General features: G+C 37.7%; 11 protein-coding genes and 1 tRNA gene. 6 read left to right on the top strand and 6 right to left on the bottom strand.

What is annotated here, in order from left to right:
• The first annotated feature begins 172 nt into the window (after positions 1–172).
• A complete protein-coding gene (locus D1093_RS01715) occupies positions 173–553 on the top strand; it encodes a TIGR02300 family protein (protein WP_012230400.1) in 381 nt (126 codons plus the stop codon).
• A 109-nt stretch (positions 554–662) separates the two neighbouring features.
• Positions 663–738: transfer RNA gene (locus D1093_RS01710), tRNA-Ala, on the top strand.
• A 1313-nt stretch (positions 739–2051) separates the two neighbouring features.
• On the opposite strand, the gene D1093_RS01705 is transcribed toward D1093_RS01710, so the two are convergent.
• Both D1093_RS01705 and D1093_RS01700 read right to left on the bottom strand, forming a co-directional pair.
• Positions 2052–2639, bottom strand: a complete 588-nt coding sequence (locus D1093_RS01705) for a transglycosylase SLT domain-containing protein (RefSeq protein WP_120100263.1) — start codon at positions 2637–2639, stop codon at positions 2052–2054.
• Between the two features lie 113 nt (positions 2640–2752).
• Positions 2753–3934, bottom strand: coding sequence for a DNA recombination protein RmuC (locus D1093_RS01700; RefSeq protein ID WP_120100262.1), 1182 nt, complete (start codon positions 3932–3934; stop codon positions 2753–2755).
• Positions 3935–4025: 91 nt separating this feature from the next.
• On the opposite strand from D1093_RS01700, the gene def reads away from it, so the two are divergent.
• From def to truA, 3 genes are read left to right on the top strand one after another with little or no spacing between them, the layout of a single operon-like run.
• Positions 4026–4562, top strand: coding sequence for a peptide deformylase (gene def, locus D1093_RS01695; protein ID WP_120102280.1), 537 nt, complete (start codon positions 4026–4028; stop codon positions 4560–4562).
• The gene (gene fmt / locus D1093_RS01690; RefSeq protein ID WP_120100260.1) at positions 4562–5491 is read left to right on the top strand and encodes a methionyl-tRNA formyltransferase; all 930 of its coding nucleotides are present in this window, start codon (positions 4562–4564) and stop codon (positions 5489–5491) included. Before def ends, fmt begins: the two co-directional genes overlap by 1 nt.
• Before the next feature lies 1 nt (position 5492).
• Entirely contained in the window at positions 5493–6236 is a 744-nt protein-coding gene (truA, locus tag D1093_RS01685) for a tRNA pseudouridine(38-40) synthase TruA (RefSeq protein WP_120100258.1), read from the top strand.
• Positions 6237–6267: 31 nt separating this feature from the next.
• Here truA and D1093_RS01680 read toward each other — a convergent pair whose 3' ends face one another.
• Positions 6268–7131, bottom strand: coding sequence for an LOG family protein (locus tag D1093_RS01680; protein ID WP_120100256.1), 864 nt, complete (start codon positions 7129–7131; stop codon positions 6268–6270).
• 106 nt (positions 7132–7237) lie between these two features.
• Here D1093_RS01680 and dapD point away from each other — a divergent pair, with 106 nt between their 5' ends.
• A complete protein-coding gene (gene dapD, locus D1093_RS01675) occupies positions 7238–8098 on the top strand; it encodes a 2,3,4,5-tetrahydropyridine-2,6-dicarboxylate N-succinyltransferase (protein WP_120100254.1) in 861 nt (286 codons plus the stop codon).
• Between the two features lie 573 nt (positions 8099–8671).
• Here the strand turns inward: dapD and lepA are convergent.
• The 3 genes from lepA to argB all read right to left on the bottom strand — a co-directional run bounded on the left by lepA (position 8672) and on the right by argB (position 13802).
• On the bottom strand, positions 8672–10477 hold the full coding sequence (gene lepA / locus D1093_RS01670) for a translation elongation factor 4 (RefSeq protein WP_120102278.1): 1806 nt from the start codon (positions 10475–10477) through the stop codon (positions 8672–8674).
• A gap of 1493 nt (positions 10478–11970) precedes the next feature.
• The gene (locus D1093_RS01665; protein ID WP_120100252.1) at positions 11971–12864 is read right to left on the bottom strand and encodes a DMT family transporter; all 894 of its coding nucleotides are present in this window, start codon (positions 12862–12864) and stop codon (positions 11971–11973) included.
• 32 nt (positions 12865–12896) lie between these two features.
• Positions 12897–13802: an acetylglutamate kinase gene (argB, locus tag D1093_RS01660; protein ID WP_120100250.1), complete on the bottom strand. Its 906-nt coding sequence runs from the start codon at positions 13800–13802 to the stop codon at positions 12897–12899.
• Between the last annotated feature and the right edge of the window lie 747 nt (positions 13803–14549).

Below are 14549 nucleotides of genomic sequence, written 5' to 3'. Positions count from 1 at the left end.
ATTCTATCTAAATTGTATGAAATTATGCATTCTTTAGCACATGCTTTAAAGGGCGTCATGAAAAAATCTACGTGGAACAGTTTATTTATCTTTGACAAAGGCATTATTTTTCGATTAAGCACCATGAAATTTATCTTTTAATGGAATAAAATGAATCAAAGAGGCACGGTTTATGGCAAAACAGGAACTTGGAACGAAACGTGTTGATCCAGAAACAGGAAAAAAATTTTACGATCTAAATCGCGACCCTATTGTGTCACCTTATACAGGAATCTCTTATCCGCGTTCTTATTTTGAAGTTGCAGCAGCTGAAGCAAATAATGAAGAAGAAGTGGATACTGAAGAGCTTGATACAGCACTTGAAAAGTCTGCTTTTATGCTTCTTGAAGAGGATGATGACGGTTCTAAAGATGACGATCTTCCTGATTTGGAAGACAGTGATGTCGATCTCGGTGATGACGATGATACATTTTTATCTCACGATGATGACGATGAGGAGGATGACGTTACCGATATTCTTGGAGGCGGCGTTTCTAATGATGACGATGCTTAAAAGAAGGCATCTTTTCCGTTGAATGCAAATTTTTCTTGATCTTCAATTTTTCTCGTTTTAGAAAAGTTGAAATTATAGACTGTCCTTTTGGGAGAAATTTGTTTTTATAGGGGCTATAGCTCAGCTGGGAGAGCGCTTGCATGGCATGCAAGAGGTCAGCGGTTCGATCCCGCTTAGCTCCACCAAAAGGACCAGCTTTTCTATCAAGAGAAATCAATCTGGAAAATTTTTGTGCTTTGTAAGCTTTAGTCTAACAGCGGACTGTTTGTGTTTCAACGCTATCATAGTGCACTTTTAATCATTTGTTGGATTGTAAAGTTTTACTTTCATGACAATGAAAAATAAGCCTTTAATATAAGCTTTTCTTTAAAGAACAAAATTCGAATCCCCCCTCCGTTACAATATTTCCACAAAATCATAATATATTGATTATGGATATCTTTTTAAAAGGTGCGAACTACTTCAATAAAGACTCGGGAACAAGATATACTTCTCAATTATTGTGAATCAGAACTTGGGTGTTTTTAACTTTATCAAATGTCCTCTTAATTTAAAAAAATTATCCCCCTTTAAGTACCCTTCACCAACTCATTTCTAAGGTATGTTAACATTAAAAAAACATATTGGTTTATCATGATAAATTATCTACTACATAAAATAATAATTCCAAACAGTGTAAGCTTCTCTTATCATAACTCCGCACATATTGAATCAGTTAAAATCGTTTTCTTGGCATATTGTGAGTAAAGTCGGAGTATAAGAGAAAAAGTGACGCTATCACAATATTGGAGGCTGGCGTGTTACTTCATAAGTGCTAAAGACAAATCTTACCCTGAATATTCATTATATATAAAGCTGTGTATACCTTTCCCTCCTAAACGATAGAATCCTACAACAGGATGACTTTTTTCAATTAAGATGGACAGGCAAGATGAATGGACAGACTTCATTAATATCACAGACTATATAGTATTAAAGACTATTCATTAGTCCTTTTGAGGGCTGTAGCACCTCCTTTATACAAAGCAAATTTTTTATGAAACGATGCTCTTTCGTTTAATGCATTTCTCGTTTTTTATATTGAATGTTTTACCCTTTTTATGATGCTCGAATTGCATTTATTTTAATTGCCATTTTATACGCTTAACAAATAAATATTCATGTCATAATCAGCTAATAGCGCATAATGAAAATATTCCCTTTAAAAACTTTTCTTCAATAATCTCTAGTATTTTGCCCAGATTCAAAAGCTAGCGCCAAATGGAAGATTGTGTCCATTGTAAATTTTTCAAACAAAGGGGAACAAAAATATCAAGCGTATCTTCAAATATATTGTGTAGTGCTAAAGCTTTCTATTGCTTGAGTTTATTTTAAAAAAATAACAATTTATTTCATTCGATAATCGGAAAAACGACATTGTCTTATCACGTCATAAGAAACTTTGTTCTCGAATAATTTTATCCCATCAATTCCCTAATTGAAGTTTTCAGAATTCTCCCTAACGCCATCCACATCTCTTTAATTGCTGTTCATAAAGTCTCGATATCCTTGCCATGCGCTGTGCTGCCTGTGAAAGCGAAGCACTGACATATCCACCACTACGCGCATAAGCACCATGCCCCATATGATAATTTAAATAAAGATTATAGGCATCATCAAACCTCACTCCATTGCGTTGAACAGTTTGGCGATGATACCAAGCAACAAAATCAGCAGCATCTGCAAAATTGGTACGCCATGCAAAAGACTTTCCTGTAGAGCGAAGATACATTGCCCATGTACTGTCAAGTGCTTGAGAATAACCATAAGCTGTCGACCGACGCTTCCATGGAATAAAACCAAGGAGTTTTTTGCGTGGAGGACGTGCATTATGACGAAAGCTCGATTCCATATTAATGGTTGCAAGAATAATCGACATAGGAATTCCATAGCGCATTTCTGCTCTTTGAGACGCCCTACCCCAATTATCAAAAAAACCATTTTTTTGTGCTAAAATAGCGCAAACATTGTTTGTGTGGATGGGAGTGGTTGTTGCGCACCCCCCTAGCAGAAACACCAGTGCCCCTAAAAACAAAAGGTGTCGCATATTCCCTATTCCTCTCGTTTAAGAAATAAAACAAGATAGAGATACTAAAAAATTATTACCAATCAATAAAGAACATGATCTTAACTTGTTATCGTTGAGAAGCTTGCTTTACTTTATTCCTCATCAACCAAACGCAATGTTTGCGACTGAGCCGATGTTGTCATTTGTGCTGGTTCAGAATAATTTTCTTTTAATTCGACAGTTTCAATGCGATTTGCCCGTTTCATAATTTTGGAGGATGATATTAAAATTCCCTCTATATCGTCACTTGCTTTGTGAAAATGCTTCTGTAGTGCGCGAACACGCGTATCCATTCGTCCAAAATCTTCCATCAATTTTGCCACTTCTGATTGAATTAAATGCGCTTGTTCACGCATCCGCGCATCTTTCATAATGGTTTGTACAACTTGGACAGAGAGCATCAACAAAGACGGTGAAACAATGATCACATGGGCTCTATTGGCTTTTTGTACCAATGGCTCAAAGTCCTCATAAATTGTTGCAAAAATCGATTCCGATGGTACAAAAAGAAAAGCCGTGTCATGGGTTTCTCCAGGAATTAAATATTTTTGCGCAATATCATGGATATGAACTTCCATATTGGTGCGAAATTGGCGTTCTGCCTCTTGACGTTCTTGAGCTGTTGTTGCTTTACGCATGCTATTCCAAGCTTCTAGAGGAAATTTAGCATCAACAACAAGAGAAGGTGCTTTATTTGGCATGTGAATGAGACAATCTGGGCGCTTTCCATTGGAAAGAATTGCCTGAAAAGCATAGGCATTTGCTGGTAAGGCATCAGCAATAATTGCTTCCATCCGCCCCTGACCAAAGGTACCACGTGTCTGCTTATTGCTTAAAATAGATTGCAGTTGCACAACTTGTCCCGTAAGCGATTGAATATTATTTTGTGCTGCATCAATGACTGCTAAACGCTCTTGCAAACGATTCAAATTCTCATACGTTGATTTTGTCTGTACCTGAAGTGTTTGACCGATATTGGCTGTCATGCCATTGAGTTGTTCACTGAGTGACTTATTCAACTCAGCCTGTCTTTGACCAAAGATTTCAGCCATCGTCTGCATGCGCCCTTGCATTTCAGCTTGTGTTTTCAGCAATGTAGCCATCTGCTCTTGTGCCTCACGAGCACGCTTGGCAATTTCATTTTCCAAAAGTGCCTTTTTTCGATGAGAATGCATCAGCATAAAAAATGCCAAACAGACAAGTATAAATAAAAGCAAAAGCATTAGTTTAGAAAAAAACTCACCAGCGAGTATAGAAAAAAACGAATCAAACATAAACAGTAATATAAAGCCCTTATCGTAAAAAAGCGCAAGAATCTGTTATTCAATATTGACCAATAACAAACCATTGATTAATCTTTTCTTCATGCCAATGAGATCTTTAGTTACTTTACCAAATCCGATTTTACGGAAAATATCCAAACCTGTTGAGCAGGTTGATACCGCTCTCCAAAAGCTTGCAGATGATATGTTGGAGACCATGTATCGCGCTAAAGGCATTGGTCTTGCTGCTATTCAAATTGGTATACCACTACGTATGTTGGTTATAGATATCTCTGGAAATGCTGAAGATGCGCAGAAAAAACCACTTGTTATTATCAACCCTGAGATTTTATGGCTTTCAGATGAGCGCAATATTTATAAAGAAGGTTGTCTTTCTATACCTGACTATTTTGCAGAAGTTGAACGCCCTAAACGTTTGCGCGTTCGCTATCAGAACCGTGAAGGAAAACGAACAGAAATTGAAGCAGATGATCTCTTGGCAACTTGCTTACAGCATGAAATGGATCATTTAGATGGGCGTCTTTTTATTGATTATATCTCAAAAATCAAACGTGATATGGTGATACGAAAATTTAAAAAACGTGCAAAAGAAAAAAATACTCAGGAAGCGATTTTGTAATGGCATTACGGTTGAGTTTTATGGGAACACCCAGTTTTTCTGTTCCCGTTTTGCATGCTTTATTGGATGCTGGTCATGATGTTGTTGCCGTTTATAGTCAACCTCCTCGCCCAGCAGGACGTCGTGGTCTTAAACTTATTCCCTCGCCTGTGCAAAATGCAGCAGAAGAAAAATCTATTCCCGTATTCACACCTCAAACACTCAAAACAGCCGAACAGCAAGCCCAATTTGCAGCACTTTGTGTTGATGCTGCTGTAGTAGTTGCCTATGGACTCCTCTTACCAAAAGCTATTCTTGAAACACCGCGTTTTGGATGTTTTAATGCCCATGCTTCGCTTTTACCACGCTGGCGTGGTGCTGCACCTATTCAGCGTGCTATTATGGCTGGGGATAAGAAAACCGGGATGATGATTATGAAAATGGATGAAGGGCTTGATACAGGGCCTATTGCCCTCTCACGCTCCATCCCTATTACTGATAGCACCACTACTGCTGATCTTTCAAATAAGCTTTCATATATCGGCGCAGAACTTATGATAGAAGCTCTATCAACTTTAGAAAAAGGACAACTCAAACTGACCCCCCAATCAGAAGAAGGCATCACCTATGCTGCCAAAATCAAAAAGGAAGAAACCCGCATTGATTGGACAAAATCTGCTGAATTTATTCATCGATATATCCGTGCACTCTCTCCCTTTCCTGGTTGCTGGTGTAACATGAATATCGTGGGACAAGAAGAACGCGTAAAAATTCTTGGAAGTCGTTTAATAACTGGTCCTTCTCTTGAAATTGGGCGGATAGAACCAAATTCTTTGATTGTCCATTGTGGGCAAGGGCGCCTTGAAATAACCCACCTGCAAAGATCTGGCGGTAAAGTCCTTGAGAGTGCAACCTTTTTGCGAGGTGCTCATATTTCTGCTGTTTTTTGATATGCCACGTTTTAAACTTACTCTTGAATATGATGGATCAAATTATGCTGGCTGGCAGCGTCAAGCAGAGCTTCACACAATACAAGGAGCTCTTGAACAGGTGATTTTTCGCTTTAGTGGACAACAATTAACTATTACAACAGCGGGTCGAACGGATGCTGGGGTGCATGCTACGGGACAAGTTGCCCATGTTGATTTCATAAAAAACTGGCCTCCATATACTGTACGGGATGCGCTCAATGCTCTTTTACGCCAACAGGGAGAAGCAATTTCAATCTTAAATGTAGAAAATGTCCCTGATAACTTTGATGCACGATTTTCCGCTATCAAACGTCATTATCTTTTTAAAATTCTCAATCGTCGCTCTCCACCAGCCTTAAATACCAAACGTGTGTGGTGGTTGCCAAAGCCTCTTGATGCTGAAGCTATGCATGAAGCCGCTCAAAAGCTTGTAGGACAACATGATTTTACAACTTTCCGTTCAGCACATTGCCAAGCCAAAAACCCTATTCGGACCCTTGAACGCCTCGATGTTCAAAGAGAAGGTGAAGAAATCTTCCTTTATGCGCGAGCCCGCTCTTTTCTTCATCATCAAATCCGTTCATTCGCAGGAAGCCTCATGGAAGTGGGGATTGGACGTTGGACAGCTCAAGATCTTGAAGCAGCTCTTCATGCTAAAGACCGTAAACGTTGTGGTGTTGTTGCTCCCCCTTCAGGACTTTATTTAACAAAAGTAGAATATTAATTATCCTGCAAAGTTTCTTCTTAAAGAGCAATTAAGGAAGTTTGTAAAAAGAACGAATTTCTTTGAAAGCTTCTGCTGCTGTATTGACAAATTTCACCAAATTAATATCCGCAGGAGAAATTGTACCTTGCGAAGCTAAATATTCAAAGTTGATCGTATTGCTCCAAAATTCTTTGCCAAACAATAAAATTGGTACCTGTTTCATACGTCCTGTTTGTATTAAGGTTAACGTTTCAAACAACTCATCCAAAGTCCCAAATCCTCCAGGAAAAATAGCTAATGCTTTTGCACGTACTAAAAAATGCATTTTTCGCATCCCCAAATAGTGAAAATTGAAACACAAATGCGGAGATACATATGAATTAGGCTCTTGCTCATGTGGTAAAATAATATTCAAACCAACCGTTGGGGCACCAACATCACAAGCGCCACGATTTCCTGCTTCCATGATCCCTGGTCCACCCCCTGTGATAACCACAAATTCACGGTATTCTGTTTTCGCCGAATAGAGGGAACACAAACGTGCAAATTCTCTTGCTTCATCGTAATAATGCGACATAGCATGCAAGTTTTTCTTTTGTGTTTCATTTTTTGCAGCCCATGCTGCTTGCCCGGGTTCAGGAATACGCGCACCACCAAACAAAACAACTGTTGATTGAATATTATATTCTTTAAGGGTTATTTCTGGCTTTAAAAATTCAAGACCAATACGTTGTGAGCGTAGCTCTGGACGCATCATAAAATCTTGATCAATATAGGCTAAACGATAAGTCGGAGAACGCATTTGTGCTGAATTAGAAACTTTGTGGATCTGTTGGAGAGCTTCTCTCGTGTGAAGAAGTGGTGTCCAATTTTCTTGTTCTTTTTTTATTTTTTCTTTACAGCCTTTTTTCATGCGCATGTCCTACTTTCTCATCGTTTTATTGACTGAAAACATTTCTTCGCGTAGGTCATAGAGAATAAATCTTGAAGCTTTCAACTTGTTTAACGGAACTTTCGTCATGACCCATCTCACACAACTTGAAATCATTATCGAAAAAGCATTTGATGATCGCGATTCTATCAATATTACCACAAAAGGTGAAATTCGTGAGAGTGTCGAACACATATTGAGCCTTCTTGATAAAGGTGAAATCCGTGTTGCAGAACGGCAAAAAAATGGACAATGGCATGTGCATCAATGGTTGAAAAAAGCTGTTTTGCTCTCTTTTCGGTTAAACCCAATGCAAATTATTACTGGTGGAATCAATGGAACACATTGGTGGGATAAAGTTCCCTCAAAATTTTCTGGTTGGAAAGAAGATGATTTTCAAAAAGCTGGGTTTCGTTCTGTTCCTGGAGCGATTGTACGCCATTCTGCCTATGTTGCACCAAACGTCATACTCATGCCATCCTTTATCAATCTTGGCGCTTTTGTCGATGAGGGTACAATGGTTGATACATGGACAACCGTTGGTTCTTGCGCACAAATTGGTAAATATGTTCATCTTTCCGGTGGCGTTGGTATTGGAGGTGTTTTAGAACCACTGCAAGCAAATCCAACCGTCATTGAAGATCATTGCTTTATTGGTGCACGCTCTGAAGTTGTCGAAGGATGTATTATTCGTGAAGGCGCTGTTTTGGGAATGGGCGTTTTTATTGGAAAATCCACCAAGATTATTGATCGTACAACAGGAGAAATTTTTATTGGTGAAGTACCGGCCTATTCAGTTGTTGTACCGGGGTCTCTTCCTGGAAAACCACTCCCTAATGGTGAAGCAGGCCCAAACCTTTATTGTGCTGTTATTGTAAAACGCGTTGATCAAAAAACACGAGAGAAAACATCCATTAATGAGCTTTTACGTGATGAGACACAATGTTAATTTATAATGATCATTCATTGTTTTTCAACTTGAATAACACCCCAAAATACAGGGATTGTATCCTTTTAAATCCTCTCATATTGAATCAATCGCTCTCATTTCCTTGCGCATCACAAACACAGTCAGTGTATGAGTAAGACACGCTTTTAAAAAGAGTAAAAATGTCTTTAATGAATTTTCTTAATCACTAAGAGATATCATAACATTTTTAACGCGCAAAGAGTGTGATGATAGCACCATGCGTTTTTATGACATGTAAAGATGGTCGTGCCAAATAAGTTTTATGTCATTCACGAAAGCTTTACCGTTATACTTTTTACAAATACCATTAGTGAAATGAGGTCTGGTGTATTGAGAGACTTTCTTTAAAATAAACACGCTAATATGCAACACAAATATATTTTGTTTAAAGCATTCTGTTTTACGTTTACGTGAGCAATGCGACACAACGAAAACACTATACCCAAAAGTGTGAATACTGCGTAATTTATATTAATTAAAAAGCACTCTCGAACAATGGAATCAACCGACAAAGGCAAAACACAATTAATGAAGGAAAATACTCTCTTTTCATTATTTATTCATTTTAAGCGCTTGAATAAAAGCCGACTGAGGAATTTCTACCTTTCCAAATTGGCGCATCCGTTTTTTACCTTCTTTTTGCTTTTCCAAAAGTTTGCGTTTACGTGTTATATCGCCCCCGTAACATTTTGCTGTTACATCTTTACGCAAAGCACGAATCGTTTCGCGCGCTATAATTTTACCACCAATAGCCGCTTGAATCGGAATCTGAAACATATGCTGGGGAATAAGATCTTTCAGTTTTTCGCACATGGAACGCCCCCGCTTTTCTGCAATCGTACGGTGCACAAGCATCGACAAGGCATCAATAGGCTCTCCATTTACCAAAATAGACATTTTAACTAAATCCCCCTCTGCATAATCCGTCATCTGATAATCAAAAGAAGCATAGCCCTTTGAGATTGATTTTAAGCGATCATAAAAATCAAAAACGACTTCATTCAGAGGTAAATCATACGTCACCATAGCCCGCGTTCCAACATAGGATAAACCAACCTGTATTCCCCGCCGCTCTTGGCATAATTCTAAAATCGATCCAAGATAATTATCAGGAGTCATGATTGTTGCACGAATCCATGGTTCTTCGATAGAAGAAATTCTAACCATGTCAGGCATATCTGCTGGATTGTGCAATTCTTTAACAGAACCATCATTCATATTCATGCGATAAACAACCGAAGGTGCCGTTGCAATTAAATCTAAATTAAACTCACGCTCTAACCGCTCTTGAATAATTTCAAGATGAAGCAGCCCTAGAAAACCACACCGAAAACCAAATCCCAAAGCTGCTGATGTTTCCATTTCAAAGGAGAAACTCGCATCATTTAAGCGTAATTTACCCATGGCTGCACGCAAATCATCAAAATCGGCAGCATCAATTGGAAAAAGTCCACAAAAGACAACCGGTTGCGCAGGCTTAAAACCAGGCAAAGCATTTTCACAAGGACGACGCTCTTCAGTAATCGTATCCCCAACCCGTGTATCGGCAACCTCTTTGATAGAAGCAGTGATAAAACCAATCTCACCTGGTCCTAATTCATCAACCTGCACCATTTTAGGTGTAAACACCCCAACGCGTTCAACAGGATATTTTGCCCCTGTCCCCATCATACGAATGGTTTGGCCTTTTTTTAAAATACCATCTATTATCCGTACCAAAACAATGACACCAAGATATGCATCATACCAGCTATCAACCAACATTGCTTTCAAGGGATTTGTAACATCGCCTATACGTGGAGGTGGCAATTGTGTAACGATTGCCTCCAAAACATTAGGAATCCCCAAACCTGTTTTTGCTGATATTTCTATGGCCTCAGATGTATCAATGCCTATTACATCTTCAATCTGTTCTTTAACACGTTCAGATTCTGCTGCTGGAAGATCAATTTTATTGAGCACAACAACCAATTCATGGGAATTATCAATGGCTTGATAAACATTTGCCAACGTTTGTGCCTCCACACCTTGGCTTGCATCTACCACCAATAAAGAACCTTCACAAGCTGCCAATGACCGCGAAACCTCATAAGCAAAATCCACATGACCAGGTGTATCCATAAGATTTAAAATATAGGTCTCACCACTCTTTGCTTTATAGTGTAAACGGACTGTTTGTGCTTTAATCGTAATCCCACGCTCACGCTCAATATCCATGGAATCGAGCACTTGTTCCTTCATCTCACGTGTGTCAAGCCCTCCTGTCATTTGAATCAAACGATCCGCTAAAGTGGACTTGCCGTGATCAATATGCGCCACGATGGAAAAATTACGAATATAATTACGATCTATTGTCATATAAGGCGATTTAGCAAAGAATAATATAAAACGCAAAGACCAATTATGTTTTATCGAGGACCTTTCAAAAAATATTAACCAAAAGAGCTTCTCAAAACACAATCTCTCATCACCTAAAAAAATAAGGCTTTTATTTAATAAATTAAATACTAAAGGAACGAAAATAATCTTTTTGCATCTTGTTTGATCACTCATCGGCTGGTTAAGCCGGTATGTGTTCCACCACACACCTTGCCAACCTCCAATGTTGCTATAATTTTAACACCTGACAAGGGTTTATAAGAAGCATGCCTTTCCTGTATAGTTTTTATTCACATACACTGCCCGCTTGTGACGTGTAAAACAAATAACCTAGATTGATTTAACGTGAAAAAGATTTGAAATGAGAAAATTTTACAATTTTTAGGGTTCTCATCCAATGCGAATAATACTACAATTATCATTATAAATACAATGTATTGTATGGATATATGTGAGGCGCGTATATCACTTAAACTTCTGACAAAATTCGCAAAAAATGCTTTTTTATTTTCACGCAATAATCTGCTTTTCTAGCAATTTTATATAAAATAAATGCATATCAGGAGGGATAATTTTCTTCTCAACGTTTAAAACTTTAGAAATAGGCTTTATCGCGTAGAGTTTTTATGTACTTTTTATACAACTCCTTTCTTCTTCCATAAAAGATAAAAAACATCAAATCCTCTGCAATTGACTAGATAATGCTTTGATTTATAATGATCTTTTATGGTTTTACAATTTAAATGAAATCTCTGAATATCGCGAGCCTCTTTCATTTTATTAAATCTTTTCATGGATGAAACAATCAAATTTTTTCTCTTCTCCCTTACGAACAGGGCTAGTGTGTCAATAAAATCGTTTCAAAAGTGAATCAAAATTCTTCATCCTCTTTCAAATGCCAAAGGCTATCATGTAATATTGGGCACTAATAAAAAATGCTGGTACCTTTTATGTTAAGTAAAATGATGATGCTCTGTGGCTTTTATATACTTCACACGGACCACCAATGAGTATGACATATATTGAGAAAAGTTTCTTTTTAAAAAGCATGGCAATGGACAACATGATGGGAGACCGCTTTGAGTGTTCTATTTTGCTTGAAAAGTATAACCCCATGAAAGAACAAAAGAAATAACACGGCACCAATGCAAAATCCCCATTATAGGTATTATCTTGGATGTTTTTTGAAAGTTGTAAAGCCAAATTTAAAAATACCAATAAAGATGAGAGCTGGTTTTTATCTTTATCCCTTCATATTTTAATCCCATGAAAGTAATCTTCCCATTTCAGAAGTCAGAAAAAATAAAGCCGCTTGCTCTAGTTTGGCATACAAAAGCAGGAACAGCTTATAAAGCCTCTTCGTCATCTTTAATTTTAAAAAAGCCTCAAAAATGAACACTCTGCAAGCAAAAAACGCATGCAATAAAATCATCATAGTAAAGGTGAATCGCTCACCAATTTTTTCAATTGCTTTATTTTTTTTTACGCCATTGTGAAGGTTGTAATTCAGCAACAATGATCCCAATCAGAATAAGCAAACCACCCAATAAAGCTAAAGGAGATAAATGCTCTCCAGCCAAGCGCCCAACGATACCAGCCCATACCGGTTCACCTGCATAAATGAGTGTTGCACGCGTAGGAGAAATAGACTTTTGTGCCCAATTCATAGCCAATTGAATAATAGCACTCATTAATGCCAATCCCATACCAACACTAAACCATACCCACGAAAATTCAGGAATGCTTTCACCCATCAAAGGCATACAAGCAAATGAAAAAAAACCACTAAAGAATAACTGAATAATGGTCACACGCCGACTATCAACCTTGTTGGCAAAAATTCCGATGAGTATGACTTCTCCAGCAATCGCTAAAGCGCCCAACAAAGTCAAAATTTCACCTTTTGAAAAATCAAAACTTCCCGGCTTTTGTCCTGAAACAAGGACAAGCCCAATAAAAGCGAAAATAATACCAACCCAACAGGCAAAACGGGGAGGTTTTTTAAAAACAATCCATTGCAAGATTGGAACCATCGGAACATAAAGCGCTGTGATAAAAGCCGACTGACTACTAATAATCGTTTGCAGTCCCGCTGCTTGAAAAGCATAACCAAAAAACATGGATAAGCCTATCGCCATCCCAGCGAAAACTTCATAAACAGTTATACCTTTTATAGAGCGCCAAAAAATTGCTCCACATATAAGGGATGCAACAATAAAACGAAATCCAACAAAAAATAGAGGACCGCTATAGCGTACCGCAATGTGAATGACTAAAAACGTAATCCCCCACAATATTGTTGCAACAAATATTGCCAATTCTGGTTTACTTAATAAAGGATATTTAAACTGTTTTATATTCGTCATGAAAGGCCTTCTCCTCCAATTTTCCGTACAATTTATGAAACAATAAGCGTTCCAACTCCCTGTTCGGTAAACAGCTCTAGTAAAACAGAATGTGGGGTTTTGCCATTTAAAATGACAACACCTTCCACACCATTTTGAAGGGCTTTCACACAAGTTTCTACTTTTGGAATCATGCCCCCTGAAATTGTTCCATTTTTGATAAGTTTCTCAGCTTCAGAAACTGTCAATTCTTTTAAAAGTTTGCCCTGTTTATCCAGAACACCAGGAACATCCGTGAGGAATAAAAGACGTTTTGCCTCTAATGCACCCGCAATAGCTCCAGCAAAAATATCAGCATTAATATTATAGGTTTTACCATCCCGACCTGGAGCCACAGGAGCAAGAACTGGTATCATTTCAGAACAGGCTAAAAGATCCAGTAATGTACGATCAACTTCAATCGGCTCACCAACAAATCCCAAATCTAAAACACGTTCAATATGCGAATCAGGATCAATGACAGTTCTATAAGCCTTTTCGGCAAAAACCATATTGCCATCCTTACCGCACAGCCCTATTGCCCATTCACCCTCAGCATTAATGAGAGCAACAATTTCCTTATTGATGGAACCCGCTAAAACCATTTCAACCACTTCAACGATCCGCTCATCGGTTACCCGTAAGCCGTTTTCAAAGCGTGATTCAATCCCCATTTTCATTAAAATTTCAGCAATCTGAGGCCCTCCACCATGAACAACAACAGGATTAATCCCCGATTGCTTTAATAGAGCAACATCACGTGCAAATGCTCGCCCCAAAGCAGGATCACCCATAGCATGACCGCCATATTTTACCACGACCGTCTCATTTTCGTATTTTTGCATATAAGGTAAAGCAGACGACAAAAATGCTGCTTGTTTTTCCAAAACATCGACAGCACTGTTTTTAGCATCATCCATTAATAGAGCCTCCTCATCACTTTTTGACTATCTCTTAGTGAAATTTAGGAAAAGTGAAAACAGTAAAACAAAACTTTACTCTATCCATCCCCCTGAAAATCGTCAATTTTCCTTCAAATTACGAAAAAGTAATAATGAGATGAAACAAGAAAAAACGTCCTTAAAAAATTAACAGCGAAAAGTTAAATAAAAGAAGCGCAAAAAATGTTGGTATTTTATGATCTTATGCACAAAATTGAAAAGAAAAATTTTTAAGCTACGCTGTACATTCAACTTATTAGTTTATCCTTGTGGATACTTAACAATGAATAGGAATATATACAACCATTGATTTTGTAAGATAAAAATAAAATTTTCTTATAATAATAAAATCAATATATTACCGACATGGAAATCGCTCAATTGCTTTATTTATATCTTATCTAAAGTTAAGAGTATGAAAATAGCACCTATATAATCTCGATTATGAGAAGTTAGCTTATTGGAAATAAGATAAATTGCTCAACAGCTTTTTTTAACCTTACTTGATAAGATTTTGCTATTTTAAAATTTTTTATTATGGAGCTTTTAAAGGGAGTTTTGAGTAAAAGATCATAGACAAGAAAGATAAAAATAACATTTTAAACCTTTCCTTAAAAAAAAGGTCGTTGAGAGATTTTGTCTGTAAATAACCTGGATTCTTATTGGGCTGGTCTCACTTGATGACCGCTCACGTGATTTTGATTCACATAAAACTCTACGAATAAG

Origin of the sequence: Bartonella kosoyi, from assembly GCF_003606325.2 — a bacterium.
Lineage (GTDB): Bacteria > Pseudomonadota > Alphaproteobacteria > Rhizobiales > Rhizobiaceae > Bartonella > Bartonella kosoyi.
The sequence above is the reverse complement of the archived record's forward strand: the minus strand, read 5'-3'. Positions and strand labels throughout refer to the sequence as shown.

Excerpts from the sequence above, each read along its gene's own strand:
- D1093_RS01715 (WP_012230400.1), top strand. The coding sequence starts at position 173 with ATGGCAAAACAGGAACTTGGAACGAAACGTGTTGATCCAGAAACAGGA.
- D1093_RS01705 (WP_120100263.1), bottom strand. The coding sequence starts at position 2,639 with ATGCGACACCTTTTGTTTTTAGGGGCACTGGTGTTTCTGCTAGGGGGG.
- D1093_RS01700 (WP_120100262.1), bottom strand. The coding sequence starts at position 3,934 with ATGTTTGATTCGTTTTTTTCTATACTCGCTGGTGAGTTTTTTTCTAAA.
- def (WP_120102280.1), top strand. The coding sequence starts at position 4,026 with ATGCCAATGAGATCTTTAGTTACTTTACCAAATCCGATTTTACGGAAA.
- fmt (WP_120100260.1), top strand. The coding sequence starts at position 4,562 with ATGGCATTACGGTTGAGTTTTATGGGAACACCCAGTTTTTCTGTTCCC.
- truA (WP_120100258.1), top strand. The coding sequence starts at position 5,493 with ATGCCACGTTTTAAACTTACTCTTGAATATGATGGATCAAATTATGCT.
- D1093_RS01680 (WP_120100256.1), bottom strand. The coding sequence starts at position 7,131 with ATGAAAAAAGGCTGTAAAGAAAAAATAAAAAAAGAACAAGAAAATTGG.
- dapD (WP_120100254.1), top strand. The coding sequence starts at position 7,238 with ATGACCCATCTCACACAACTTGAAATCATTATCGAAAAAGCATTTGAT.
- lepA (WP_120102278.1), bottom strand. The coding sequence starts at position 10,477 with ATGACAATAGATCGTAATTATATTCGTAATTTTTCCATCGTGGCGCAT.
- D1093_RS01665 (WP_120100252.1), bottom strand. The coding sequence starts at position 12,864 with ATGACGAATATAAAACAGTTTAAATATCCTTTATTAAGTAAACCAGAA.
- argB (WP_120100250.1), bottom strand. The coding sequence starts at position 13,802 with ATGGATGATGCTAAAAACAGTGCTGTCGATGTTTTGGAAAAACAAGCA.